At 72.2% G+C, this 24,030-nt stretch carries 19 protein-coding genes; 9 read left to right on the top strand and 10 right to left on the bottom strand.

Features of this window, described 5'->3' with window-relative positions; translation table 11 throughout:
* The first annotated feature begins 199 nt into the window (after positions 1-199).
* Together HUT18_RS13030 and HUT18_RS13025 are read left to right on the top strand one after the other, a co-directional pair.
* Positions 200-1,582 (top strand): transcriptional regulator, encoded by a 1,383-nt coding sequence (locus tag HUT18_RS13030; protein ID WP_176100620.1) that lies wholly within the window; start codon positions 200-202, stop codon positions 1,580-1,582.
* Between the two features lie 144 nt (positions 1,583-1,726).
* Complete coding sequence (locus tag HUT18_RS13025) at positions 1,727-3,799, top strand: hypothetical protein (RefSeq protein WP_176100618.1); 2,073 nt, start codon at positions 1,727-1,729, stop codon at positions 3,797-3,799.
* 27 nt (positions 3,800-3,826) lie between these two features.
* On the opposite strand, the gene HUT18_RS13020 is transcribed toward HUT18_RS13025, so the two are convergent.
* Positions 3,827-4,534, bottom strand: a complete 708-nt coding sequence (locus tag HUT18_RS13020) for an AAA family ATPase (protein WP_176100616.1) — start codon at positions 4,532-4,534, stop codon at positions 3,827-3,829.
* Between the two features lie 76 nt (positions 4,535-4,610).
* Positions 4,611-5,918 carry an ABC transporter substrate-binding protein gene (locus HUT18_RS13015; RefSeq protein WP_176100614.1) on the bottom strand — a complete coding sequence of 436 codons (1,308 nt, stop codon included), beginning with the start codon at positions 5,916-5,918 and terminating at the stop codon, positions 4,611-4,613.
* 171 nt (positions 5,919-6,089) lie between these two features.
* On the opposite strand from HUT18_RS13015, the gene HUT18_RS13010 reads away from it, so the two are divergent.
* Positions 6,090-6,536 (top strand): hypothetical protein, encoded by a 447-nt coding sequence (locus HUT18_RS13010; protein WP_176104477.1) that lies wholly within the window; start codon positions 6,090-6,092, stop codon positions 6,534-6,536.
* Positions 6,537-6,674: 138 nt separating this feature from the next.
* Positions 6,675-7,580 carry a formyltetrahydrofolate deformylase gene (purU, locus tag HUT18_RS13005; protein ID WP_254878569.1) on the top strand — a complete coding sequence of 302 codons (906 nt, stop codon included), beginning with the start codon at positions 6,675-6,677 and terminating at the stop codon, positions 7,578-7,580.
* Between the two features lie 67 nt (positions 7,581-7,647).
* Here purU and HUT18_RS13000 read toward each other — a convergent pair whose 3' ends face one another.
* The gene (locus tag HUT18_RS13000) at positions 7,648-9,090 is read right to left on the bottom strand and encodes an MDMPI N domain containing protein (RefSeq protein WP_254878568.1); all 1,443 of its coding nucleotides are present in this window, start codon (positions 9,088-9,090) and stop codon (positions 7,648-7,650) included.
* Positions 9,091-9,166: 76 nt separating this feature from the next.
* Positions 9,167-9,748: a sigma-70 family RNA polymerase sigma factor gene (locus HUT18_RS12995; protein ID WP_176100613.1), complete on the bottom strand. Its 582-nt coding sequence runs from the start codon at positions 9,746-9,748 to the stop codon at positions 9,167-9,169.
* Between the two features lie 604 nt (positions 9,749-10,352).
* Between HUT18_RS12995 and HUT18_RS33730 the strand changes: the two genes are divergently transcribed.
* The 3 genes from HUT18_RS33730 to HUT18_RS12980 all read left to right on the top strand — a co-directional run bounded on the left by HUT18_RS33730 (position 10,353) and on the right by HUT18_RS12980 (position 12,538).
* Complete coding sequence (locus tag HUT18_RS33730) at positions 10,353-10,727, top strand: STAS domain-containing protein (protein WP_254878567.1); 375 nt, start codon at positions 10,353-10,355, stop codon at positions 10,725-10,727.
* A gap of 206 nt (positions 10,728-10,933) precedes the next feature.
* A complete protein-coding gene (locus HUT18_RS12985; protein ID WP_176100610.1) occupies positions 10,934-11,446 on the top strand; it encodes an EF-hand domain-containing protein in 513 nt (170 codons plus the stop codon).
* 606 nt (positions 11,447-12,052) lie between these two features.
* On the top strand, positions 12,053-12,538 hold the full coding sequence (locus HUT18_RS12980; RefSeq protein ID WP_176100608.1) for an ATP-binding protein: 486 nt from the start codon (positions 12,053-12,055) through the stop codon (positions 12,536-12,538).
* A 67-nt stretch (positions 12,539-12,605) separates the two neighbouring features.
* Here HUT18_RS12980 and HUT18_RS12975 read toward each other — a convergent pair whose 3' ends face one another.
* Positions 12,606-13,619: a GlxA family transcriptional regulator gene (locus HUT18_RS12975; protein ID WP_176100606.1), complete on the bottom strand. Its 1,014-nt coding sequence runs from the start codon at positions 13,617-13,619 to the stop codon at positions 12,606-12,608.
* A 71-nt stretch (positions 13,620-13,690) separates the two neighbouring features.
* Here HUT18_RS12975 and HUT18_RS12970 point away from each other — a divergent pair, with 71 nt between their 5' ends.
* Entirely contained in the window at positions 13,691-14,977 is a 1,287-nt protein-coding gene (locus tag HUT18_RS12970) for an MFS transporter (protein ID WP_176100605.1), read from the top strand.
* A gap of 151 nt (positions 14,978-15,128) precedes the next feature.
* Here the strand turns inward: HUT18_RS12970 and HUT18_RS12965 are convergent, their stop codons facing one another.
* The 5 genes from HUT18_RS12965 to HUT18_RS12945 form a co-directional block, all read right to left on the bottom strand.
* On the bottom strand, positions 15,129-17,618 hold the full coding sequence (locus HUT18_RS12965) for an acetate--CoA ligase family protein (protein ID WP_176100603.1): 2,490 nt from the start codon (positions 17,616-17,618) through the stop codon (positions 15,129-15,131).
* Between the two features lie 212 nt (positions 17,619-17,830).
* Positions 17,831-19,450: an ABC-F family ATP-binding cassette domain-containing protein gene (locus HUT18_RS12960; RefSeq protein WP_176100601.1), complete on the bottom strand. Its 1,620-nt coding sequence runs from the start codon at positions 19,448-19,450 to the stop codon at positions 17,831-17,833.
* Positions 19,451-19,516: 66 nt separating this feature from the next.
* Complete coding sequence (locus HUT18_RS12955; RefSeq protein ID WP_176100599.1) at positions 19,517-20,731, bottom strand: NAD(P)/FAD-dependent oxidoreductase; 1,215 nt, start codon at positions 20,729-20,731, stop codon at positions 19,517-19,519.
* A gap of 152 nt (positions 20,732-20,883) precedes the next feature.
* Entirely contained in the window at positions 20,884-21,495 is a 612-nt protein-coding gene (locus tag HUT18_RS12950) for a pyridoxal 5'-phosphate synthase (RefSeq protein WP_254878993.1), read from the bottom strand.
* A 598-nt stretch (positions 21,496-22,093) separates the two neighbouring features.
* Positions 22,094-22,741 carry a TetR family transcriptional regulator gene (locus HUT18_RS12945; RefSeq protein ID WP_176100595.1) on the bottom strand — a complete coding sequence of 216 codons (648 nt, stop codon included), beginning with the start codon at positions 22,739-22,741 and terminating at the stop codon, positions 22,094-22,096.
* 386 nt (positions 22,742-23,127) lie between these two features.
* Between HUT18_RS12945 and HUT18_RS12940 the strand changes: the two genes are divergently transcribed.
* Positions 23,128-23,907 (top strand): VOC family protein, encoded by a 780-nt coding sequence (locus HUT18_RS12940; protein ID WP_176100593.1) that lies wholly within the window; start codon positions 23,128-23,130, stop codon positions 23,905-23,907.
* The last annotated feature ends 123 nt before the right edge of the window (positions 23,908-24,030 follow it).

Below are 24,030 nucleotides of genomic sequence, written 5' to 3'. Positions count from 1 at the left end.
GTCGTCGCGACTGCGGCCGGTGTCGTCGCCGTGAGAGGGGTGCGGCGGCGGGACACGTCGTCTTCGCCCGACTCCAACCTTCGCGGGTGAAACGCACGCGAAGCTCGCAATGTCCTGCATCTTCCGGTTTTTCCGTGGGCATTGATCAGCCCACCGGACCACCGGGACACCGCATCACCGGGACAAGGGGGGTACGCCAATGGCCGCGAGGCCGCTCGTCGCACGCCAGCCCAATGAACGGCTGCAGGCACTCATCCAGGAGGCAGGCTGCTCGAACGCGGGCCTGGCCCGCCGGGTGAACATGTGCGGGGCCGAGCAGGGACTCGACCTGCGCTACGACAAGACCTCGGTGGCCCGCTGGCTGCGTGGACAGCAGCCGCGCGGCCGGGCCCCCGCCGTCATCGCGGAGGCGATCGGCCGCAAGCTGGGCCGGGCCATCACCGTCGACGAGATCGGCATGTCCGGCGGCAAGAACCTCGCCTCCGGCGTCGGTCTGCAGTTCTCGGCCACCGTGCCGGGCGCCATCGAGCAGGTCAGCGAGCTGTGGCGGAGCGACGTCGGACGGCGCGACTTCCTCTCCGGGGCCACCGTCGCCGCCTCCGCACTCGTCGAACCGAGCCGCGACTGGCTGATCTCGGCGCCCGACGGCCAGGTCGCCCGCAACACCGGCCCCCGCGTCGGCTCCTCCGACGTGGCCGCGGTGCGCGCCATGACCGGCGCCCTGGTGGAACTGGACCACCAGTACGGCAGCGGCCACGTGCGGCCCGTCCTCGTGCACTACCTCAACAGCGTCGTCTCCGGCCTGCTCTCCGGCTCGTACCGGGAGTCGGTGGGCCGCGACCTGTTCGCCTCGGTCTCCCGGCTGACCGAACTCGCCGGGTACATGGCGGTGGACACCGGCCAGCCCGGCCTCGCCCAGCGCTACTACATCCAGGCCCTGCGCCTCGCCCACGCGGCGGGCGACCGCGGCTACGGCGGCTACGTACTGGCCGCCTCCATGAGCCACCTCGCCGCCCAGCTCGGCAACCCGCGGGAGATCTCGCAGCTCGCCCGCGCCGCGCAGGAGGGCGCCCGGGGCCGCGTCACCCCGCGCGCGGAGGCCATGTTCCACGCGGCCGAGGCGCGCGGCCACGCCCTGCTCGGCGACCGAGGCGCCGCCGAGACCGCCATGTCCAGAGCGCTGGGCGCGATGGAACGCGCGGACGGCGTGAGCGGCGACGACCCCGTCTGGATCGCCCACTTCGACCACGCCTACCTCGCCGACGAGCTCTCCCACTGCCACCGCGACCTCGGCCAGTGGCCCGCCGCCGCCCGCGCCGCCCAGGAGTCCCTCGCCGGGCACCCGGAGTCGCGCGCCCGCCGCCGCGCGATCGGTCACCTCCTGCTGGCCGGGGCGCAGCTCCAGCAGCGCCAGTTGGAACAGGCCTGCGACACCGCGCTGCACGCCGTGGAGATCCTCTCCGGGCTGCGCTCGGACCGGGGCGCCGAGTATCTGGAGGAGTTCCGCCGCGGCCTGGAGCCCTTCCGCGACGAGCCGGTGGTACGCGACTTCGGTGCGAGGGCCGAGCTACGGGCCGCCTGACCGGTGCCGGTTCGGGGGTGAATCGGCGTGGTTGGGCGGCGTGCGGGGGCTTGGGAGGAGCCGTGACCGCCTGCATGGCACGGCAGTTGGGACACCCGGTAGCGTGAGCCGACGTTGGCAAGGCACCCACTGTCAGGAGTCCCGGTGACGCAGAGCGGTCAGGGCGAGGATCGGTCCCTCCCCCCGGTGCGGCACACGCACGAAGGCATCGTGCTGCCCTCGGACGGCGGCGAACCCCTCCTGCCCGGTACCTTCGCCGAGCCCGCCGCCCCGGCGGGCGACCCGGGCCGCGGCGCCCCCGTCGGCGGCCAGGCCTGGGGCCAGCCCTGGGGCCCGGACTCCGCCTCGTCCCACGCCGCACCCCCGCCCGCTGCCCCCGGCTACGCCTGGGGCGCGGAGTCCGAGGCGGCGCAGCAGGACCAGCGGTTCCCGCAGGGCCAGCAGCTTCCGTACGGCCAGGAGGTTCAGCAGGGGCAGCAGCTTCCGCCTGGGCAGCACGGGCAAGAGGTTCAGTACGGGCAGCAGCTTCCGCAGGGACAAGAGGTCCAGCACGGGCAGCAGCTTTCGCACGGCCAGGAGGCTCAGCACGGGCAGCCCGGTCCGGTTCACCCCGGTCAGGCGGGACAGATATCCGGCGGGCCCCACGCGGGCGACCTGCCGCCCGCCCCGTCCCACTTCGCCGGTGACCTGCCGCCCGCCGCCGAGCCCGCTCCGCAGGCCACCCCGTACCCGCAGGCGGGTGCGCTGCCTCAGGCCGGTGAGCTGCCCCAGGCGGGTGCATTGCCTCAGACAGGTGCGCTGCCCCAGGCCGGTGCTCTCCCGCAGGAGCAGCCCCAACTCCCGCCGCAGCCACCGCAGTTCCCCCAGCCGCAGTTCCAGCAGGCACATGCGCAGGCGCAGGCCCAGCAGCCCCAGCACTACCCCCAGGCACAGCCGCAGCCCTCGTACGCGCAGGAGGCGCCCGGCGGGCAGCCGTACGTGCCGTACGAGGACCCCACGCAGCTGATACCGCCGGTCGCGCCCGGCGCGCTCCCACCCGAGAACCCGGTCGACTCGACGCAGTTCCTCGGCAGCATCCCGCAGCAGCCCGCCGCCTCCGCGCCCCAGGCAGGTCTCCCGGGCATGCCGGACCGGCCCCCGGCCGCCAACACCGACGCCGAGGCCACGCAGTACATCGCGCCGGTTCCCACGCCCCCGTCCGGAGCGCCGTACGGCATCCGCCCCGGCACTCCCGCGGACGCGCCCGCCGCTGCCGCGTACCAGGAGGGCGGCGAGGACAACCGGCAGCCGCCCGCCGAGTTCGACAGCCTCTTCCGCACCGAACCGAGCGAAGGACCCGCCGCCACCCAGCAGATGCCCCGGTTCGAGCAGTCGCGCCGCACCCGTGGCGTGCAGGTCGGCGGCAACGGCGCGGACGGCCCGGGCGGCCCGGGCCACGGCGGAGGCCCTCGGGGGCCGGGTGGTCCCGGTGGGCACGGTGGGGGCCCTGGTGGTCACGGCGGGCACGGCGGTGGCGGTATCGGGGCGGCGGCGCACGGTGCTCCGGCGGGCGACCCGCAGGCCCCGCGTCAACGACGCCGTACCGGCTCGCGCCTGCCGTTGATAGCCGCCGTCGGCATCGGTATCGCCGTACTCGGCGTCGGCACCGGAGCGCTGCTCAGCGCCGGCTCGGACAAGGGCGAGGACGAGAAGGAACCGGTCTCGGCGACCGCGCCCACCGGCAAGCCCTCCGGCTCGCCGTCCCCCGCGCCCGACCCGGCGAAGGCGCAGGCCGTCGAACTCGACAAGCTGCTCGCCGACAGCAACAACAGCCGTAGTTCGGTGATCACTTCGGTCGGCAACGTGAAGAGCTGCACCAAGCTCCGCGAGGCCTCCCGGGACCTGCGCGCCGCGGCCCAGCAGCGCAACGGTCTGGTCACCCGGCTCGGCCAGCTCTCCGTCGACAAGCTCCCCGAGCACGCCCGGCTGACCGCCTCGCTCACCGCCGCCTGGAAGGCCTCCGCCTCCGCCGACAACCACTACGCGGCCTGGGCCGACCAGATCGCCAAGGGCGGCAAGAAGGCCTGCCCGAAGGGCAAGGCCCGCAACACCCCGCACACCGCCTCCGGCAACCGGCAGAGCGGCGAGGCCACCAAGGCCAAGGCCGAGGCCGCGACCCTGTGGAACGCTATCGCCAAGCGGTACGGGCTGACGAGCAGGGACAAGTCGCAGCTCTGAGTGGCGGTGGCCACCACCGGTCGGCGACTACCGGTTGGCGACGACCGGTAGCGGTCCGCTCAAGTGCTCGGTCACGAACCGGACGCGCTCCGCCACGGAGACCCGGGGGAGCCGCACCAGTTCGTAGCCGTACTCGGTGTAGGTCGTGACCATGGACGCGTAGGTCCGCTCCGCATCCGCGAGGGACTGCCGCCGCTCGGCGTCCCGCCGGTAGATCTCCGGCCAGGGCGGGGCGATGAACACCCGCCGGTGGTACCGGAATTCACGGGCCGCCGTGTCGATGTGGGCGGGGACCGGCCGGTTTTCGAGGCGGAGGTAGCCGACGATGTCGGGGATGCCGCGGTCGAAGAAGACCGGGCCTGGCGAAGGGGAATCCGGGCCCGCAGAAGCAGCCGAAGCAGCCGAGCCCGGCGAGACGGACCGCGCCGCGTGGGCCGCCAGATCGCGGTAGGAACGCAGCTCCCAGCAGAGCATCAACTCGGCGAACAAATCGGGGTCTGTCCACGGCAGCGCGCGTCCCCCGACGGCCGTCTGGTCCTGAATGACGCCCCTGCCCGCCTCCTGGGAGCGCGCGAAGCCCGCCTCCTGCAGCCGGTCGATCAAGGTGCTCTTCCCGGCCCCGGGCCCGCCGGTGATCACGACGAAGCGTTCGGCCGCGGACGGGACCGAGTTGGACGGGACCGGGTGTGACGGGACCGAGTGTGACGGGACGGAGTTTTCTGTCGCGGACGCCATGACCCGAGCCTGCACCCCGCCGCTCGGCCCGTACCCCCCGGGTACTTCTCAGCCCGTCCCCCTCAGCCCGTCCCCCTCAGTCCGTACTCCGCTCCAACGTCTTGCTCATGTTGACGAAGCCGCGGCGAGCCGAGACCAGGCGGCCGTCGCGTACCACCTGGAAGGTGACGTTCGCGTTGACCAGGCGCGGGAAGTCGCGGACCGCGATCATGTCCTCGAAGCGCCAGCTCAGTTTGGGGGTGAGGCCGCCGGTGTCGACCTTGAGGCCGCTGTCCAGGGTGCGGCGTACGGCCTGGGCGCTGACGTCGCCGTCGCCGAGGGCCTCGATCGCGCGGCGCAGCACGGTGAAGGCGATCCAGGTGGTCTGTACGCCCGCGTCGGCGGGGTCGATCCGGTTGTCGCCGAAGGCGTGCTCGTTGATCACCTCGCGCATACCGTTCCAGCGCGGGTCGGAGGCCACCGGGTACCACCCGGCGACGTAGGCGCCCTCGTACGGGCCGGAGGCGCCGCCCGTGCGGTCGATGAGCGACTGGTCCACGCTGCCGAGCACGGAGGCTGTCTTGACCCCGGGGTAGGCCTCCTCGGTGCGCCGGAAGGAGTCGAAGAAGGTGTCCGTGCGCTCGCCGAGGGCGGCCGTCACACAGCCGCGTGCCGCGGGATCCGCGGTGGCGTGATCCAGCGCCCGGTCCGCGGAGCTCGTGTATTCGGTGGCGTCCTCCGGGGCGGCGATGTCGCCCGCTCGGATCCGCGCCCCCGCCAGGCCCGAGTTGAACAGGACCGGAAGGTCGTCACCGGTGACCGTATCGGGGCGAACGAGGGCAACCCGGTCGCAGCGTGAGGAGAGTTCCTTGCCGATCCCGGCCATCGCGGCGGGCTGGCCGCCGTTCACCGGATACGAGAGCGGGCTGGTGAACTCGGCCTCGGTGATGCCGTATCCGCCGATGTAGGGGATTCCTCCCGATTCGAGCGGGGCGAGGAAGGAACGTCCGTGCTGGCTGTACGAACCGACCACCGCCGTCACGTTGTTGCTCACCGCCCGCCGGGCGCAGGCCGCCGCACCCACCGGATCGTCGTGGTCGTTGCAGACAAGGACTTCGAGTTTGCGGCCGTCGATGCCGCCCTCGGCGTTGACCCAGCGCGCGTACGCCTGCGCCATGGCCGTCATGCCGGGCTTGTTGGCCGCCTTGGTATGGTCGGGCGCCCAGGTCATCACCGTGATCGGGGCCTTCTCGGAGGAGTCGCCGAGCAGGGAGCAGCCGGAGAGCAGCATCGCCGAACAGAGCGCCAGCGTCCCCGCTTTGCGGGCCCGTTTGCCGTTCGCGGAACGGCGGAGGGTTCTCTGGGGAGGCAGGGGCAAGGTACGCGTGCGGCGCCTTTCGGTCATGTCCACGTACGATTCCGGCGGCCTACGAACCTTCGAGTGACCCTCGGGTAACGGGTGGTGTCGTAAAGGTGAATTGCGGGGGTCCGTACGCGACGGCCGGGGCGGAACGTACGATCGGTTCTCGTGCATCGAACGGAGAACCCTTCCCGCCGCGGCAGTCGCTCCGCCACCATGGGCGTCATGCCACTGAACGACATGCCGTGGTGGCGCTGGCGCAGCAATGTGCGCTCCGCGCTGCACATGCTTTCCGACCCGCGGTTCCAGCACGAGTGCTGGCTCGCCGGGCACACCGAGTACGGGGACGTCACCGACGCCGTGTACCGCCTGGTGGAGGACACCTGGCTGGACAACTGGTCGGCGGAGAAGTACGTCGGGACGATCTTCCGCGACTCGCAGGAGGCCGCCCTCGTCGACGTCGCCGTCCTGCGGGTGCTGCGGATCATGCACCAGGTCGGGCCGGACGCCCAGGTGTCCGCCTATCTGGAGCACCACGCCTGGCCCGAGGCGGTACGCGCGGCCCGCGACGCGCATGTGAGGCTCGCCACCAGTGACGGCGAGGACCCCGACCTGCCGCCGCGCACCCTGCAAGCCCTGCGGATCGTGACAAGCACCACCTGACGGCACGAACCGGCTCTCGCCGCACGCCGTTTACCCCGTTCCGCCCCGCGCGCACACCGGCGTGGAGCACCGGCGCGCGCCGTCTCACCAGCCGATATCCGCGTCCGCGGCCCCTCGGGGCTGTGGAATCCTTGCGGTATGCCGCCGAGCCAAGCCGAAGCCAGCACCGGCACCGGAGCCAGCAACGGCACCGCAGCCGGAAGTTACGTGCTCACCCTTTCCTGCCCCGACAAGCAGGGCATCGTGCACGCCGTGTCCAGCTATCTGTTCATGACGGGCTGCAACATCGAGGACAGCCAGCAGTTCGGCGACCACGACACCGGCCTGTTCTTCATGCGGGTGCTGTTCTCCGCCGAGTCCCCGGTCACCCTCGACAAGCTGCGCGCCAGCTTCGCCGCCATCGGCGAGGCCTTCCAGATGGACTGGCAGCTGCACCGCGCCGAGGACCGCATGCGCGTGGTCCTGATGGTCTCGCGGTTCGGTCACTGCCTGAACGACCTGCTCTTCCGCGCCCGCAGCGGCGCCCTGCCGGTGGACATCGCCGCCGTCGTCTCCAACCACACGGACTTCGCCGAACTCGTCGGCTCCTACGGCGTCCCCTTCCACCACATCCCGGTCACCAAGGACACCAAGGCCGACGCCGAGCGCGAACTCCTGGAACTGGTACGGGAACAGAACGTCGAACTCGTCGTCCTCGCCCGCTACATGCAGGTCCTCTCCGACGACCTGTGCAAGCAGCTCAGCGGCCGGGTCATCAACATCCACCACTCCTTCCTGCCGAGCTTCAAGGGCGCCAAGCCGTACCACCAGGCGCACACCCGGGGCGTGAAGCTCATCGGCGCGACCGCCCACTACGTCACCGCCGACCTCGACGAGGGCCCGATCATCGAGCAGGAGGTCGAACGCGTCGGCCACGGCGTGACCCCCGAACAGCTCGTCGCCATCGGCCGCGACGTCGAGTGCCAGGCCCTCGCCCGCGCCGTGAAGTGGCACGCCGAGCACCGCATCCTGCTCAACGGGCGGCGGACGGTGGTCTTCCCCTAGCGGCTCGTCCCAGCTGCTAGGGGTCTTCCCTAGTGGCTCGTCCCAGCTGTTCGCCGCCGGCGACCCGTCACCCGCCGGCAGCCAGCCGCGACGCCGCGCACAGCACCTCGTGGACGGCGTCGCGGTCCCCGTGCTCCCCGGCCACCGCTTCGCGCGGCGCCACCCGGCCCGCCGCCAGTCGGCAGAACTCCACGCCGTCCAGGGCGAGATGGGCCACCTCGTGCGCGGCGGAGCCGGTGGCGTGCGGGGAGTCCAGCGGGATCAGCCACTGGCCGCCGCCCGCGCCCTCCACCTCCAGACGCAGGCTGCGGCCGGGCGAGCCCACGCCGACGGGCCGTGCCGGGCCGCCGCGTCCGGCCCGCCGCCGCGCGTCCACCGCGGCCGGGAGCTGCCGCGCCGCGAGATCGATCATGGCGTGCAGATGGCGCGGCGCCGGAGGCTCGTACGGATACTCCACCGCGTCGGCGATGTCGACCGCGTGCACCCAGCAGGCGAAGGCCCGCTCCACCATCGCGTCGCACAGCGGCAGCGCCTCGCGCCCCGCGAACACGGGCCGTCCGTACGGCACCGGCAGCCGCCCCGACCCGCCACCCGCGAAGGCGACGGTACGTACCACCTCGTGGCTCTGCTCCCGCCAGACCCGGCGGATGGCGCGGCCGCTGGGCTGCTTCCCGCCGCCCGGGCCCGCGCCGGAGTCCTGGTCCTCGTCCGCCTGGTCGGTACCGGCCTCCGGCAGCCCCAGCGCCCGCGCCACCAGGTTGTCCGCCGAGAGCAGCCGGGTCAGCACCCCGGCGACCGTGGTGCTGCTCGTGGTCGTCCTCAACTCCTCCTCGTACCAGCGCAGTTCCACCGGTACGTGCCACTCGGCGGGGCGGATGTCCTGGAGCAGCGCGTCGAGCCGGGCGGCCTCGGCGTCGTAGGGCTGGGCCCAGCGGGGCAGCGGGATCCGGGGCGGGCGGCGTTCCAAGGCGCGCCCGAGCAGCCGCATCCGCAGCGCGGGATCGAGGTCGAGTGGCTCGGCGGGATGCAGCAGCCCCACCGCCTCCCGCAGCCTGAGCGCCTCCTCCGCGCACACCCCGCACACCCCGAGGTGCTCCTCCACACTCACGCTCTCCTGCGGCGAACACGCGGCGAGCGCCCAGGCACCGAGCAGCGACTTCAGTACGGAGTGGGGCAGGGCGGCAGATGACGCGGCAGGTGGCACGGACGACGGCGCGGACGACGGCACGGCAGGCGGCACGGCTGGCGACAGGGCTTCGTCGGGGCCCGCCGCTTCGGGGCGTACCGAATCCGGCTGCGGGGAGTCCGGCTGCGGGGAGTCCGACTGCGCGGCGCCGGGCTGCGCGGCGCCGGGCTGCGCGGCATCGGGCTGCGCGCCATCGCGCACCGCGCCATCCGGCAGCCCGCCCTCCCCGTGCTCTGCCGGGAACCGCTGTTCCGGTATGCGCGGCGGGTCCGGCGGTACGTCGTCGCCGGGGCGCGGCCCCGACCGGTCCGGGCTGCCGCTCATGCGGGCCTCCGCCGGGCCGTGCGCACCCCGCCACCGCTCGGTACGGCGACGAGCCGTACCGTTTCGCCCCGGCCGCTCACGCGGACCTCCCCGGTCCGGGCGACGGCCCGCCGGGGCCGTTCACGTCGTGGGCCGTGGCGAGGAGTTGCAGGCCGAGGCGCAGGCGGCGGCGGGACTCCTCCTCGGCGATGCCGAGGTCGGCGGCCGTCTGCCGGTAGTCGCGCCGCTGGAAGTAGGCGAGTTCGAGGGCGGCGCGCAGCGGAGCGGGCATCGAGGTCACGATGTAGTCGGCGCGGGCCGCCACCGACGCCTCGCGCACCTTGCGGTCCAGGTCCTCGCTGGTGCCCTCGCCGCCGCCGACCAGCGCGGCCGCCTCAGTACGCCGCAGCCGCTCCACCGCGAGCCGGTGCGCCAGCGCCGCGATCCACGCGCGCAGTCCCGAGCGCGCCGGGTCGAAGGACTCGGGCCGCTCCCAGAGCCGGGTGAACACGTCCAGGGTCACGGCGTCGGCGGCCGCCTCCTCGCCGAGCACCCGGTGGGCGAGCGCGTGCACCAGGGAGGCGAAACGGTCGTAGACCTCGCCGAGCGCCGCCGACTCGCCGCGGGCCAGCCTCTGCTGCATCCTGCGGTCCCAGCGCGGCGATACGTCGCTCGCCATACGGTCCCCCTGACTGCTGCCGGCGGTACGCGGACGGAATGCTGCGGGCCCTCCCGGCCGTTTCAGGCCCGTACCGCTTCCGCTCCGGTACCGGTCTGAACCTCTGCCGGGTGCCGTGCCCGCCATTCTCACCCGTCCCCGAATGTAGTGCGAGGGCCCGGGGGCAGACTCCTCCTTTGCGACGATGACAGCCGCAACTCGTGGCGGAGAGTGCCGAGATGACCGCACAACGTGGCCGAATTTCGTTGATTTCGGGGTGAGTCATGCCACTCCGGGTGGGGCTTCCGGCCGGACCGTGCGAGGGTGGACGGCAGGCCCGCGTGCGGCCGGAGCTTTGGCCCCACGCCCGTAAGGCGTGTGTAAGAGCCTGTGGGGCGGTTGCCGCACCCGGCAGAAAATGGCTGTCCGGCAGTCGAATTCCGGCCAGCGGGGAACCAAGCCTTTGCTTTACGACACGGGCCGGGCCCCGCCGGTGTTTCATGAGGTGACGAGCGGGGCAGCCGCGCAGGGTAAGCGTAGGACCGGGCTCCGGATCGCGCGCGAGCGGCGGACCGGGCAGCGGGCCGGAGCAGGGTCAAGGGACCGGCAGAGCGAGAGGCATGGCGTGACGCTCAAGGTGACCGAAGGCAGACAGGGCGGCTGGGTCGTCCTGCACGTGTCCGGAGAGATGGACCTGGTGACGTCTCCCGTACTGCGGCAGGGCGTGCACGAAGCGGTCGCCGAGGGCCGGCGCTCCATAGTCGTGGACCTGTCCGACGTGATGTTCTGCGACTCCAGCGGCGTCGGCGTGCTGATCGCCACCCGCCGTCTGATCCGCTCCTGCCGGGGCAGGCTGCGCGTCATCCTCCCGGCCCGCGGCGCGGTGGACGGCTCCCATGTGAACCGCGTCCTCGCGGCGCTCGGCGTACGGCGCCTGTTCGACGTGTACCCGGACGTCGCCGCCGCGGTGGACGAGGCGCGCGAACCGCTGTCCGCCTGAGCCGTTACTCGGCCCGCCCCTCGCGTACGGCGTTGTCGAAGGCGCCGTCGACGGTGACGGTCTCGACAGTTGGCGACATTGCCGAACCGGTCCGGTCTCCACTGTGCAACAACCCGTTGTCCACTTCTCGTTCACGCACCGGGCGGCCCCACGAGGACGTACGCTCCCCCCAGTACAGGAACGACATCGAGGTGGTCGGACAACCCATGGGCAGCAGCGAGTACGAGCGCAAAATCGCCTCCCGGTTCGCCGGATTCGACCAGGACGGCAACGGCTTCATCGATCGCGAGGACTTCAGCGGCGCCGCCAAGGCCCTGATCGACGAGTTCGGCGTCACCGCCCGGTCCGACAAGGGGCAGGCGGTGTACATCGGTGCCGAGGCCTTCTGGCAGGGCATGGCCGGGATCGCCGACGTCGACGGCGACCAGCGCGTCAGCCGCCAGGAGTTCGTCACCGGAGCCGTCAAGCGTCTCGCCGACAACCCGGTGCGCTTCGCCGAGATCGCCCGGCCGTTCCTGCGGGCGGTGCTCGCACTCGCCGACGAGGACGGCAACGGCGTGACGCTCCAGGCCGCCGAGCGCGTCCTGCGCACCCTCAACGTCCCCGCCGACGTCGCCGCGAAGGCCGCCGCCGCTCTCGACTCCGAGCACGACGGGCGGATTTCGGAGGACGAGACCCTCGCCGCCTTCGCCGCGTACTACACGACCCCGGAGGTCTGAGTACGCCGGGCGGGAATCAACCGAGTCGGGAATCAACCGAGTCGGGAATCAACCGAGTCGGGGATCACCGCAGTCGGGGATCACCGGAGTTGGGGCGCGCGGGCCTTCCGTCCGCCCCGACTTCTGTCTCGGCCCTGCCTCACCCTCCCTGCCTCAACCCCCTGCCCCAACACCCGTACCGCAGAAGGTCACTCAGGGTGAGCGGTGCGCTCCTCGCGGGTGGCGATGCGGGTTTGTGTCCCATGCGTGACTCGTTACGGCATGGAGTCGGCGCCCGGCTCGGGTACCTTGTCTCAGATGCGAGTGGTGTCCGGCCCCAGCCGCCCGGGAGTTGCCGATCCGGCTTCCCGGGGGAGCGGCTCGTGCCTGGCGCGCCCGGTGATGACGGGCTCCGGGGCGTGCGCCGGTGGTCGAGGCGGCTCGTGTTCGACTCTTCGCGGCGGGCGTCGCACAGTATGCAGTACGCCTACTCCTTCGCGCGGGAATATGCCCGAAGCGCTTGTTGAGGTGACTGTACGTCAACCATGCTGTCTCTGGAGGGGATCACGTTCCGTGACCCCATGGAGACGCGAGGCGACGTGTCCGCCGGTTCGGATGGTGTGAGCGGTGCAGGAGCTTCAGGTGCAGCTGGAGGTCGGGGCCGATCCCGCGGAAGTGGGGCGGGCGCGCAGATGGGTACGCGCGCGACTGGCGGGCTCGGGGATGGACGCCGAGGAGCACGTGGCCCAGACCCTGGTGCTGCTGGTCTCCGAACTCGTCACGAACGCCGTGGTGCACACCGGCTGTCCGGCCGTACTGCGCCTGCGCATCCCGCACCCCGCCGTCCTCGGCCCCGACGGCACGGTCCGGGTGGAGGTCGACGACCGCAGCACCCTGCCGCCCTGTCCGCGCCGGGCGGACGACGAGGAGACCGGCGGCCGCGGCCTGGAACTAGTCGAGGGCCTCGCCGACCGCTGGGGCTGGCAGCGCGAGGGCAGCGGTAAGCGGATCTGGTGCGAGATCGACCGCTGCGGCGGCCCGAGCGCCGCGCCGCAGCGCACCGCGGCCGGTACGCGTACGGGGTTCGGCGGGTTCGCGTTCGGGGTGGCTTGAGAGTTCGGGGTGGCTTGAGGATGCGGGGACTTCGAGGGTCCGGGTGCTGCCCTCCTTCGCGCTCGGCTCACCGTCCGGCCGTGCGGAACGTGCGGCGGTACGCGGTGGGGGTCACCCCCAGGGCGGACTGCAGATGCTGGCGCATCGACTGGGCCGTGCCGAACCCCGCGTCCTGGGCGATCTGGTCGATGCTCAGGTCGCTGGACTCCAGCAACTGCCGTGCCCGCTCCACCCGTTGACGGGTCAGCCACTGGCCGGGGCTCACGCCGACCTCCTCGCGGAAGCGGCGGGTGAAGGTCCGTACCGACATCGCCTCGCGTTCGGCCAGGTCGCGCAGCTGGATCGGCTCGTGCAGCCGGTCCAGGGCCCAGGCCCGGGCCGCCGTGGTGGTCGCCAACTGCGGTTCCGGCAGCGGGCGTTCGATGTACTGGGCCTGTCCGCCGTCCCGGTGCGGCGGCACCACCGTACGGCGGGCCACCTCGTTGGCGACCGCGGTGCCGTGGTCGCGGCGCACGATGTGCAGGCACAGGTCGATCCCGGCGGCCACCCCGGCCGAGGTCAGGACGTCGCCGTCGTCCACGAACAGCACGTCCGCGTCGACCTCGACCTTCGGGAACAACTCCTGGAAGTGGTCGGCCGAGGCCCAGTGCGTGGTGGCGGGCCGGCCGTTGAGGTAGCCCGCGGCGGCCAGTACGTACCCGCCCGTACAGATCGCCACCAGCCGGGTGCCGGGTCTGATGTGGCCGAGCGCCGCCGCGAGTTCCCCGGTGAGCCTGCCCTCTTCGTGCACCGGGCCGAGCTCGTAGGAGGCCGGCACGACCACCGTGTCGGCGGTGGCGAGGAGTTCGGGGCCGTGGTCCACCAGGACGGCGAAGTCGCCGTCGGTCCGGACCGGGCCCGCCCGCAGCGCACAGGTCAGGATCTCGTACAGCGGGTGTCCGTGGGCGTCCTTGGCCAGGCCGAAGATGCGCTGCGGGATGCCGAGTTCGAAGGGCAGCAGGCCGTCCATGGCCAGAACGACCACCCGGTGCCGGGAGGCCGCCGCGCTGTGTGGCCGCGCCGGGCGGCGGATCGGAGCCATGGCCCGATCCTAGCGAATGCTGTCCCTCGGGCCACTCGCTGAGTTCATGACAGGACACGCATGCTGGGGCGGTGACCCAGATCTCCTCCGAAGCCGCCGCCGTGCGTGGCCCCGTCCGGCCTCCCCGACGGGTTCACCGTGCCTGGTTCGTCGCCGCCGTCGCCTTCGTGACGATCATCGGCGCGGCGGCCTTCCGCTCCCTGCCCGGCCTCCTCTTCGACCCGCTGCACGAGGAGTTCGGCTGGTCGCGCGGCACGATCGGAGCCGCCGTCTCGGTCAACCTCGCGCTCTACGGGCTCACCGCGCCGTTCGCCGCCGCGCTGATGGACCGGTTCGGTGTGCGGCGGGTGGTCGCCGTCGCCCTGACCGTGATCGCCGTCGGCTCGGGAATCACCGTGTGGATGACCGAGCCCTGGCAGCTGCTGCTCTGCTGGGGCGTGCTTGTCGGCCTCGGCAGTGGCTCGATGGCGCTGGCCTTCGCGGCGACCGTCACCAACCGCTGGTTCACCGAGCGGCGCGGCCTGGTGACCGGCATCCTGACCGCGGCCTCCGCCTCCGGCCAGCTCATCTTCCTGCCGCTGCTGTCCTGGATCGTCGAGGAACACGACTGGCGCCCGGCGGCCGTCACCGTCTCCCTCGCCGCGCTCGCCGTCGTCCCGTTCGTCTGGCTGCTCCTGCACGACCACCCGGACGACGTGGGCCTGCGCCCCTACGGCGCCACCGCACACGTACCCAAGCCCGCACCCGTCACCGGCGCCGCCCGCCGCGCCCTGCGGGTACTGGCTACCGCCTCCCGTACCGGCACCTTCTGGCTGCTCGCCGGATCCTTCGCGATCTGCGGCGCCTCCACCAACGGGCTGATCCAGACCCACTTCATCCCCGCCGCCCACGACCACGGCATGCCGGTGCCCGCCGCCGCCTCCCTGCTCGCGGTGATCGGCATCTTCGACATCATCGGCACCATCGCCTCCGGCTGGTTCACCGACCGCTTCGAGGCCCGCCGCCTGCTCGCCGTCTACTACGCGCTGCGCGGCATCTCCCTCCTCTTCCTGCCGATCCTGCTGGCCCCCGACGTCAACCCGCCGATGATCTTCTTCATCGTCTTCTACGGCCTGGACTGGGTGGCCACCGTCCCGCCCACCCTCGCCCTGTGCCGCGAGCACTACGGGGACGACAGCGCCATCGTCTTCGGCTGGGTCCTCGCCTCGCACCAGCTTGGCGCCGCCCTGGTGGCCGGACTCGGCGGCCTTGCCCGCGACGTCTTCGGCTCGTACAACGTCGTCTGGTACGCCTCCGGGGCGCTGTGTGCGGCGGCCGCGTTGATGGTGCTGGTGATTCGGCGGGTGCGACCGTTGTGAATGGCCGGGTGCGGCGGGATAGTCGCAGGCCCCATCGTGCACCCGGCTGTCGGCAATGCGCGCCCGCCTGCGCAAAGGCCGTTCGCAGGACTGCGACTGCGTGCAATTCGCGGACCGCGACCGCGTGCAATTCGCGGACCGTGACCGCGTGCTAATCGCAGACCGCGACCGCGCCGAGGGCGACCGCGCCGCTGCCCTGGGGCAGCACCATGAGCGGGTCCACGTCCAACTCGGCGATTCTGCCGTCGAGTTCGAGGGCGAGCCGCTGCACCCGCAGGACGACTTCGACCAGGGCGTCGACGTCGGCGGGCGGGAGGTTACGCACGCCGTCGAGCAGGCCGCGGCCGCTCAGTTCACCGAGCATCGCGCGGGCGCGGTCCTCGCCGAAGGGCGGTACCGCGAGTGCCTCGTCCCGTAGTGCCTCGGCCAGTACCCCACCGAGCCGGAGCGAGACCGTCGGACCGAACACGGCGTCACGGGACACCCGTACCGCCATTTCCACACCCCGCTCCACCATCTGGCAGACCAGCACCCCGTCGAGGGCCACCCCCTCGTAGCGGGCGATCTCCGTCAACTCCCGGTAGGCGTCGCGTACTTGGCTGGCCGCGCTCAGCCCGAGCCGTACCAGTCCGCGTTCGAAACGGTGCGCGAGCCGGGGGCCGGACGCCTTCAGGGCCACCGGGTAGCCGACCTGGGCGGCGGCCCGTACGGCCGCCGCCGCACTGGTCACCAACTGCTCGCGCGGCACCCTGATCCCGTACGCGCGCAGCAGTTGCTTGGCCGCGTGCTCGCTCAGCCGGGTGCCCGGCCGGATCAGCGCGTCCGCCTTGCGCAGGCTGGGGGAGGGGGTGCGGGGCGCCTCGTCGAAGGGCGAGCGGTACCGGGTGACGAAGCGGTGGTGGTCCAGGTGGGCGCGGAGCGCGGTGAGGCAGTGGGCGACCGTGCGGAAGGTCGCCACGCGAGCGGAGCCGAGCAGCGTGGTGCGGTACGCGGGTTCGGTGCCGAGAGGTGAACCCCACACCACACACACCAGCTTGTCGGTCCGCTCCGCCAGGGTCGCCAATTCCCTTACGTACACCTCGATTCCGGGTGCGGAAGGGGTGGGCAGGGGGCAGACGAGGGTGCCCACCGCCGGGTCGGAGAGGAGGGATTCGGGGGTGGTGGGGTTGAGGGCGGCGGGTGGAGCGGGTGGGGCGGGTGGAGCGGCGAGTCGCAGGCCCGCTTCCGCGGCGAGGGCGCGGAAGTGGGCGGCGGCAGCGGGGGAGAGGGAGTGGACGGCGACGCCCTCCGCCTGCGGCGGGCGCGCACGGGCCAACAGGGCTGCGGTGTCCTGCAGTTGGTCGGGGGTGTCCACTCGGATTACGCCGTATTGGCGTAGGGCTGCGTCCAGTACGGAGGTGGGGGTGCTGGTGGGGGTGGGGGTGGAGATTGGGCCGGGGCCGGGGCCGGGGCCGGGGCTCGGGTTGAGGGTGGTGGGCGCGCGGTCCGGTTCGGTGGTCGTACGCATGACCACGACGGGGGTACGGCGGCGGGCCGCGTGGTCGGCGGCGAGCAGGAAGGCGCGGCCGTCGTGCAGCGGGCCGAGGCAGCAGGCGATGGCGCCGACTTCGGGCTGCTCGGCGAAGTAGGCGAGGAAGTCCGCTGTGGTGAGGGGGTGTTTCAGGGCGTGGTCCGCCGCTGCGGCCCCTGCCGTGGCGGCGGTTTCGGCTCCGGTACCGATCTGGGTCCCTGTACCGATCTGGGTCCCTGTACCGATCTGGGTCCCTGTACCGATCTGGGCCCCTGTACCGATCTGGGCCCCTGTGCCGATCCGAGCCCCTGTGTCGAATTGGGCCCCTCTGCCGATCCCGGCTCCGTCACCGATCTGGGCTCCGCCGCCGGTCTCGGGCCGGGCACGGGTTCCGGCTCCGCTGCCCGTCTCGGCCCAGTGCGAGAGCCGTACGCCCAGTTGCTGTAGGCCGAGCAGTGGGCGGCCCTCGTCCTCGGTACGGGTGATCAGGGCGATCGCGGGGCCGGTGAGGTCGTCGCGGAGGGGCTCGAAGGTGCCGAGGCCTGTAGTGGGACCGAGCAGGCGGGGGGTGAAGCCGGGGGTGGTGGGCGTTCGGCGGTGTGCACCCGACAGGGGGCCGGGCGGGAAGCCGCCGGGCGGGAATTGAGCCGCCGTGTCCGTGCCGCGTGCCGCATCGTGCCGTGCCGCATGTGCTTCGCCCACCACGACGATGAACTTGACCTTGGCCTCGGCGAGTTGGCCAAAGAGCGGTCCCGGATCCGTGTGCAACAGGACGGCGAGGTCCGCCGCTTCGGTGACCGGCGCGGCGCGAGGCAGTCCGTACGGGCTTCCCTGAGGCGTACCCACCAGATGGAGCCGTGCCCCGATCCGCTCGGCCCAGGTGCAGAGTTGGGCCGTGAGCGGGGTGGCGGGGTCGCCGTCGGTGTCGCTCGCGCCGATCACGGTCACCGTGTCGGGGCGGAACAGGCGGTCGAGGTCCGGTATGCCGAGGTGGAGCGGGCGGCCGCTGACGTCCACGTCGTCCCGTACCGGGTCCGCGCCCCGCTCGCCCGTGTGCGCCGGATGGGGCTCCTCGCCCGCCGGGCCGCGGCGGCCATGGGTGGTGAGGGTGCCATGGGTCGATCCGAGCATGTCCCGCCCCGCTCCTGTCGACGGCAGTTGCAGTGAGTGATCTGAAGCAGACGTGTATCTGAAGCAGACATGTATCTGATGCAGGGTCAGTTACTGAACTGGCGGCCTGTCGGGAACAGGGCCGTGTGGCACGGTGGACGACCGGGGAACGAGAGGCCACGGTGGCCCACCGCTGACTCTTGGGTACCCCGGAGGTACTTGGAGTAACCGTTTCAGCGCTTGCGTTCGACCCGCCGCTCGTCCCAGACCGGCTCGGTGGTCTCCCGCAGTCGCCCGTCCGAGCCGAACACCACGAACCGGTCGAAGGAACGGGCGAACCACCGGTCGTGGGTCACCGCGAGCACCGTCCCCTCGTACGCCTCCAGCGCCTCCTGAAGGGCCTCGGCGCTGTCCAGGTCGAGGTTGTCCGTCGGCTCGTCCAGCAACAGGGCCGTCGTACCGGCGAGTTCGAGCAGCAAGATCTGGAACCGGGCCTGCTGGCCGCCGGAGAGCCGGTCGAAGGGCTGCTCCGCCTGGGCGGTGAGCTCGTAGCGGCGCAGTGCGGACATCGCGGCGCCGCGGTCACGGGCGTGGTCGAGCCAGAGGATGTCCAGGAGGGTGCGGCCGAGGAGTTCGGGGTGGGCGTGGGTCTGCGCGAAGTGGCCGGGCACCACGCGGGCGCCGAGCTTCCAGGCGCCCGTGTGCGCCACGTCCTCACCCGCGAGGAGCCGCAGGAAGTGCGATTTGCCCGAGCCGTTGGAACCGAGTACGGCCACCCGCTCCCCGTAGAAGACCTCCAGGTCGAACGGCTGCATGAGGCCGGTCAGTTCCAGTTGCTCGCAGGTGACGGCCCGCACCCCGGTACGGCCGCCGCGCAGCCGCATCGTGATGTCCTGTTCCCTCGGCGGCTCCGGCGGCGGCCCCGCCTCCTCGAACTTGCGCAGCCTGGTCTGCGCGGCCGCGTACCGCGAGGCCATCTCGTGGCTGACCGCGGCCGCCTGCTGCAGGCTGAGCACCAGCTTCTTCAGCTGGGCGTGCTTCTCGTCCCAGCGGCGCCGCAACTCCTCGAAGCGCGCGAAGCGTTCCTTGCGCGCCTCGTGATACGTACCGAAGCCGCCGCCGTGCACCCACACGTCCGCCCCGGACGGCCCCGGCTCCACACTCACGATCTTCTCGGCCGCGCGGGCGAGCAGTTCGCGGTCGTGGGAGACGAACAGCACGGTCTTACGGGTCGACCGGAGCTGATCCTCGAGCCAGCGCTTGCCGGGCACGTCGAGATAGTTGTCCGGCTCGTCGAGCAGCAGCACCTCGTCGGGGCCGCGCAGCAGCGCCTCCAGTACGAGCCGCTTCTGCTCACCGCCGGAGAGCGTGTTCACCCGCCGCCACTGCGCCTTCTCGTACGGGACGCCGAGCGCGGCCATGGTGCAGATGTCCCAGCGGGTCTCGGCCTCGTAGCCCTGGGCCTCGGCCCAGTCGGAGAGTGCCTGGGCGTAGCGCATCTGGGCCGCCTCGTCGTCGACCGTCATGATCGCTTCCTCGGCGGTGTCCACCGCCGCCGCGGCGGCCTTGATACGTGGCGGCGCGACCGAGACCAGCAGGTCGCGCACCGTCCGCTCGTCGCGCACACTGCCGACGAACTGCGGCATGACCCCGAGCCCGCCGCTGACCGTCACGGTGCCGCCGTGCGGCTGGAGCTCACCGGCGAGCAGACGCAGCAGGGTGGTCTTGCCCGCGCCGTTCGGCCCGACCAGGGAGACCGCGGAGCCCTCCGCGACCCGGAACGAGACGTCGCCGAGCAGCGCACGTCCGTCCGGCAGGTAGTACTCCACGTGCGCCGCTTCGAGATGTCCCATGGGGCGCATTGTGGGTGGGGGACCGCCGGGGCGGCAAACGAGTTTGATGCGGGGCGGGGCCGCCGCTCAGCGGTGGCGGGCGGCCTGCTTCGCGATCTTCTTCGCGATCTTCCGTGCGTCCAGGGCCAGTTCGCGGAGCATGCCGCTGATGGGGTTGGTGTAGCCGGTGAAGAAGAGGCCGGGGGCGTGCCGCGGGCTGCGGGCGCCGCGGACCCGCGGCAGCCCGCGCTCGTCCAGGACGTCGAGGTGGCCGACCAGGGGCTGAAGGCCCGGCCGGTAGCCGGTCGCCGCGATCACCACCTCGGGCGCCAGACGACTGCCGTCGGCCAGGAGGACCTTGTCACCCTCGAAGGCCTCGACCGCGGCCACCGGTACCACCTTCCTCTTCCGCACGGCGCGGACCAGGCCCGTGCCCAGCACCGGGAGGGTGCCCAGCGGTGCCCGAGCCGAGATTCCGGCGTCCGGGCGCGGCAGCCCGTACGCGGTGAGGTCCTGCACCGCCACCCGTACCCCGACCCGGGTCAGCCACCGGACGAGTGGGGCCGGCAGCCGCCGCAGCACGATCCCCGCCCGGTGCACGGGCACGCCGAGCACGGAACGCCGCACCAGATACGGCGCTCCGCGCACCGCGAGCCGTACCTGCGCGGCCCCGCCCTCGGCCAGGTCCACGGCGATGTCCGCACCGGTGTTGCCCGCGCCGACCACGAGGACGTCGCGGTCGCGGTAGGGGCGGGGGTCGCGGTAGTGGGCGGCGTGCAGCAGCTCGCCGGTGTAGCTCTCGGAGCCCGCCCAGTCGGGCAGGTGCGGGGTGTGGCTGTACCCGGCCGCCACCACCACGGCACTGCCGGTCAGCCGACGGCCGCCGGAGGCGTGCAGCAGCCAGCCCTCGCCGTCCTCGGTCCGTTCGATGCGGGAGACCTCCACCGAGGTGACGACCTCCAGCTCGTGGTGCTCCGCGTACTTCTCCAGGTAGCGCACCATGTCGTCGCGGCCCACCCAGCGCCCGAACCGGCGCGGGATGGGCAGGCCGGGCAGCGAGGAGGCGCGGCGGGAGGTGTGCAGCCGCAGCCGGTCGTAGTGCCGCCGCCAGGACCCGCCGACACTCTCCGCCCGTTCGAGCACCACGGCCCGTACGCCCCGCCCCCGCAACTCACGTGCCACCGCCAGACCGCCCGGCCCGCCGCCGATGACGTAGACCGGGTGGTCCTCGGTGCGGCGGGGTGGTTGGTCCTGGGGGAGCCTGCTGTGGGGGAGTTGGCCGTGGTGTGACGAGTGGGGCATGTACGCGAGAGTAATCAGCTCTTGAGTTGATGGGTCTCGGTCAAAGGTGAAATGTATTGCGAAAGGGTCACGGTTCGGTCCGTGTTGGTGGTTGGTGGTTGGTGGCTGGTGGGGCGGGGTGCGGCGGGGCTCGTGGTGCGGCGGGGCTCGGCTCAGGGCCAGAGCAATTCCTTTTGCCAGATGGGGGGTTGGTGGGCGGAGCGGCGGTAGCGGAGGCGTACGTGCCGTCGGTGGATGTCGCCCTGGAAGAACTCGACCTCGTCCGGTTCGAGCAGGTACAGGGTCCAACTCGGTGCCTGGGCGTCGGGTTCACGGCCCGCCCGCTTCCAGGCCGCCTCGGATGCCCGTGCCAACTGGTCGTAGGAATCGAGCAGTTCGCTCTGCCTGCCGACCAGCGCCGAAGCCAACGCTCCCGTCGAACGCGCCCGCAGATCCGCCTGCCCCGCCTCCCCCGACTGCGCCCGTACGGCACCGCGCACTCGTACTTGGCGCCCTTGCACGGACCAGTAGAAGCCGAGCGTGGCATACGGCGTCGTCCGCAACTGCCTGCCCTTACGGCTCCCCGCATGCGTCGCGAACCACCAGCCTTCGGCATCGGCCCCGTGCAGCATCACGATGCGTACGTCCGCCCGCCCGTCCTCGTCCGAGGTGGCCAGCGACATCGTCTGCGGCTCCGCCTGCCCGGCCGCCGCGGCCTGCGCGAACCAGTCGTGGAAGAGGGGGAGCGGGGTGTCCGGCGCGCTCTCGGTGTCGAAGGAGGGCAGTTGGGTGCGGGAGGGGTGCCAGACGGGGAGGGTGTGGAGGAGGTGGTCGAAGGTCGCTTGGGTGGGGGAAGGGGCGGGGGTAGGGGAGGGGACGGGGGGTTGGGCTTCGCCTTCGGCTTGCTCCCGGGCTTGGGCCTTGGTTTGGGCCTGGTCCTGCTCCTGGGCCTGGGTCTGCGCTTGGGTTTGGGCGCGGCCGGAGGCGTGTGTGGGTGTGGGATCCGGGCGGCGCGGTTCCGACGAGTCGGTCATACGGCGATTGTCGCGCGCAGGTGATGTGGGGGTTCGCTCGGCCTGCCGGGACGGGTGACTGGCGGCAGCGCGGAGGCAGCGCGGAGGCAGAACCGGGCCGGGGCGCACGGAGTGACCGGGAGAAAGGCCGGGCCGTGGAGCGGAGTCACCGAGGGGGAGAGGCTCCGAGGGGAAAGGCGGTGCGCTGTCGTACGAACGCTGTGCGCCATTGCACGACGAAGAGTGCCCGAGCGAGGCGGCGAGACGGGCTGTCGGAGCTGGTACATCCGAGGGCGGCAAGCCGGGAGTTGGCGCGTCCCGCCGAGCTACTCGCCTGCTGCGTGGCCCTACTTGGTGGGCTGCTGCGGCCCTACTTCGTGGGCTTCCTGCCCGTAACGCCGAGGTGCACGAGCGTGGCGAGGTTGGGCTTGAGCTCCGCCTGCTTGACGCCCCAGGTCTGGAAGCCCTTCTGGTGCGAGGCAACCGCCGCCAGCATCACGACGAGGGATCCGGCGATCGCCGCCGGGTTGAGGTCCTTGTCGACCTTGCCCTTGGACTGGAGCTCGGAGACGGCGTCCGTGAGCGCGTGGGTCACGGAGTTGAGGACCTTCATACGGATCTTGTAGAACCGTTTGTCCCCTTCGGCCGCGCCGAGGTCGATCACCCGCAGGATCGCATCGTTTCTGCGCCAGAAGTCGAGGAAGCCGTCGACCAGATCCTGCGAGGTCTGCCAGCCGCCCTTACCGGCCCAGGAACGTTCCTCCACGAGCGAGTTGAGCCCCGCTCCCTCCACGGCGATGCGCTCCGCGATCTCCAGTACGGCGCCTTCGACGTCCGGGAAATACTGGTAGAAGGTCGCCGGCGAGGTACCCGCCTTGCGCGCCACATCGATGACTTTGACATCCCGGTAGGGCGAGGAACTGAGCATCTCGCCGAGGCAGTCGAGCAGCTTCTGGCGCGTCGCCTGACCGCGCCGCCCGGCCACACGGCCGTCGACGGTTCTTACCTGTCCTGTCATGCCCGTCAGCTTACCGAGGGGTGATCGGAGCGCGATTTGACCGACTGCAAATGGGGTTGAGGCGACATTGGACGCCGTTCCCGGACAGTGGCCGGCTCGCCGCGCGCCGTTTCCGGACCGCGTACCGCCGCCGTGCCGCCGCCGTGGGCCCGGCGGTCCCCGGCTCCGCAGCATCGAGGCCGCGACCCCGCGGCCCTGCGCCCCCACCCGGGACCCCGGCGCCTCCGGCCCACCCTGCCGCCCGACTGCGCCCTGCGCGCACGCATCGCGCGCGCTAGCTTGGCCTGTGACGGGTGCCACAGCCCTCCTCCACGCCGGCCCGCCCGGGGCGGAGACGTACCGGACCTGCCGGGCCGTTGTGGAGACGTACGGGAAGGACCGTGCCCATGGCCGAAGCCGCCGAAGGCGTCCCCTGTTGGGTCGACGCGATGCTGCCCGACCTGGAGGCAGGCAAGCGCTTCTACGGCGAACTCTTCCAGTGGACCTTCGACGGCGGCGCCGAGCGCGAGCACGGCTTCTACACGCAGGCCTACCGCGACGGCCGCAACGTCGCCGCCCTCGCCCCGAAGCGGGACGGCCGCATGCCCACCGTGTGGACGGTCTACTTCGCCACCCCCGACGCCGTCGCCCTGTGCCGCAGGATCCGCGGGGCGGGCGGTGGCGTCGTACGGGAGCCGTTGTCCGTGGGGCCGTTCGGGACGATGGCGCTGGCCGCCGATCCGGAGGGCGCCGTGTTCGGCTTGTGGCAGGGCGGCACCCACACCGGTTTCGAGCTCCAACAGAGCCCCGGCTCCTTCTGCTGGACCGAGGTCTACTGCCGCGACAAGACCAAGGTCGACCCCTTCTACGAGGACGTCTTCGGCTACGGAACCACCGACGCTCCCGACGAGGTCCTCGACTTCCGCATGTGGTCACCCGCCGGGGAGGAACCCGGCCCGCAGACCGCGGTCGGCGGCCGGAGCGTCGTCGACGCGTCCTTCCCCGCCGAACTGCCGCCCCACTTCCTCGTCTACTTCAACGTCGCCGACTGCGATGCCACCGCCGCCTCCGTCGTCCGCCTCGGCGGCCGGGTCACCGCGGATCCCTTCGACGTGGCTCCCTACGGACGTATGGCCGTACTCATCGACAACCAGGGAGCGGAGTTCGCCGTACTGCAGGACGTGTGAGGCGCGCCCCCATCCCGCCCCGCAAGGCTGAAAAGCCCCGGAATCGATCATTCCAGCCCGGACTCGGGCGTTCCGTCCCCAGTTCTTCATGAGATCTGCACGCGCGGCCCCGCGGCGGGCGGC

It is taken from the genome of Streptomyces sp. NA04227 (assembly GCF_013364195.1).
Classification (GTDB): domain Bacteria; phylum Actinomycetota; class Actinomycetes; order Streptomycetales; family Streptomycetaceae; genus Streptomyces.
Note: the sequence above shows the minus strand (reverse complement) of the source record. Positions and strands in the feature narration are given on the sequence as shown.

Excerpts from the sequence above, each read along its gene's own strand:
- HUT18_RS13030 (WP_176100620.1), top strand. The coding sequence starts at position 200 with ATGGCCGCGAGGCCGCTCGTCGCACGCCAGCCCAATGAACGGCTGCAG.
- HUT18_RS13020 (WP_176100616.1), bottom strand. The coding sequence starts at position 4,534 with ATGGCGTCCGCGACAGAAAACTCCGTCCCGTCACACTCGGTCCCGTCA.
- HUT18_RS13015 (WP_176100614.1), bottom strand. The coding sequence starts at position 5,918 with ATGACCGAAAGGCGCCGCACGCGTACCTTGCCCCTGCCTCCCCAGAGA.
- HUT18_RS13010 (WP_176104477.1), top strand. The coding sequence starts at position 6,090 with ATGGGCGTCATGCCACTGAACGACATGCCGTGGTGGCGCTGGCGCAGC.
- purU (WP_254878569.1), top strand. The coding sequence starts at position 6,675 with ATGCCGCCGAGCCAAGCCGAAGCCAGCACCGGCACCGGAGCCAGCAAC.
- HUT18_RS13000 (WP_254878568.1), bottom strand. The coding sequence starts at position 9,090 with ATGAGCGGCAGCCCGGACCGGTCGGGGCCGCGCCCCGGCGACGACGTA.
- HUT18_RS12995 (WP_176100613.1), bottom strand. The coding sequence starts at position 9,748 with ATGGCGAGCGACGTATCGCCGCGCTGGGACCGCAGGATGCAGCAGAGG.
- HUT18_RS12985 (WP_176100610.1), top strand. The coding sequence starts at position 10,934 with ATGGGCAGCAGCGAGTACGAGCGCAAAATCGCCTCCCGGTTCGCCGGA.
- HUT18_RS12975 (WP_176100606.1), bottom strand. The coding sequence starts at position 13,619 with ATGGCTCCGATCCGCCGCCCGGCGCGGCCACACAGCGCGGCGGCCTCC.
- HUT18_RS12965 (WP_176100603.1), bottom strand. The coding sequence starts at position 17,618 with ATGCTCGGATCGACCCATGGCACCCTCACCACCCATGGCCGCCGCGGC.
- HUT18_RS12960 (WP_176100601.1), bottom strand. The coding sequence starts at position 19,450 with ATGGGACATCTCGAAGCGGCGCACGTGGAGTACTACCTGCCGGACGGA.
- HUT18_RS12955 (WP_176100599.1), bottom strand. The coding sequence starts at position 20,731 with ATGCCCCACTCGTCACACCACGGCCAACTCCCCCACAGCAGGCTCCCC.
- HUT18_RS12945 (WP_176100595.1), bottom strand. The coding sequence starts at position 22,741 with ATGACAGGACAGGTAAGAACCGTCGACGGCCGTGTGGCCGGGCGGCGC.
- HUT18_RS12940 (WP_176100593.1), top strand. The coding sequence starts at position 23,128 with ATGGCCGAAGCCGCCGAAGGCGTCCCCTGTTGGGTCGACGCGATGCTG.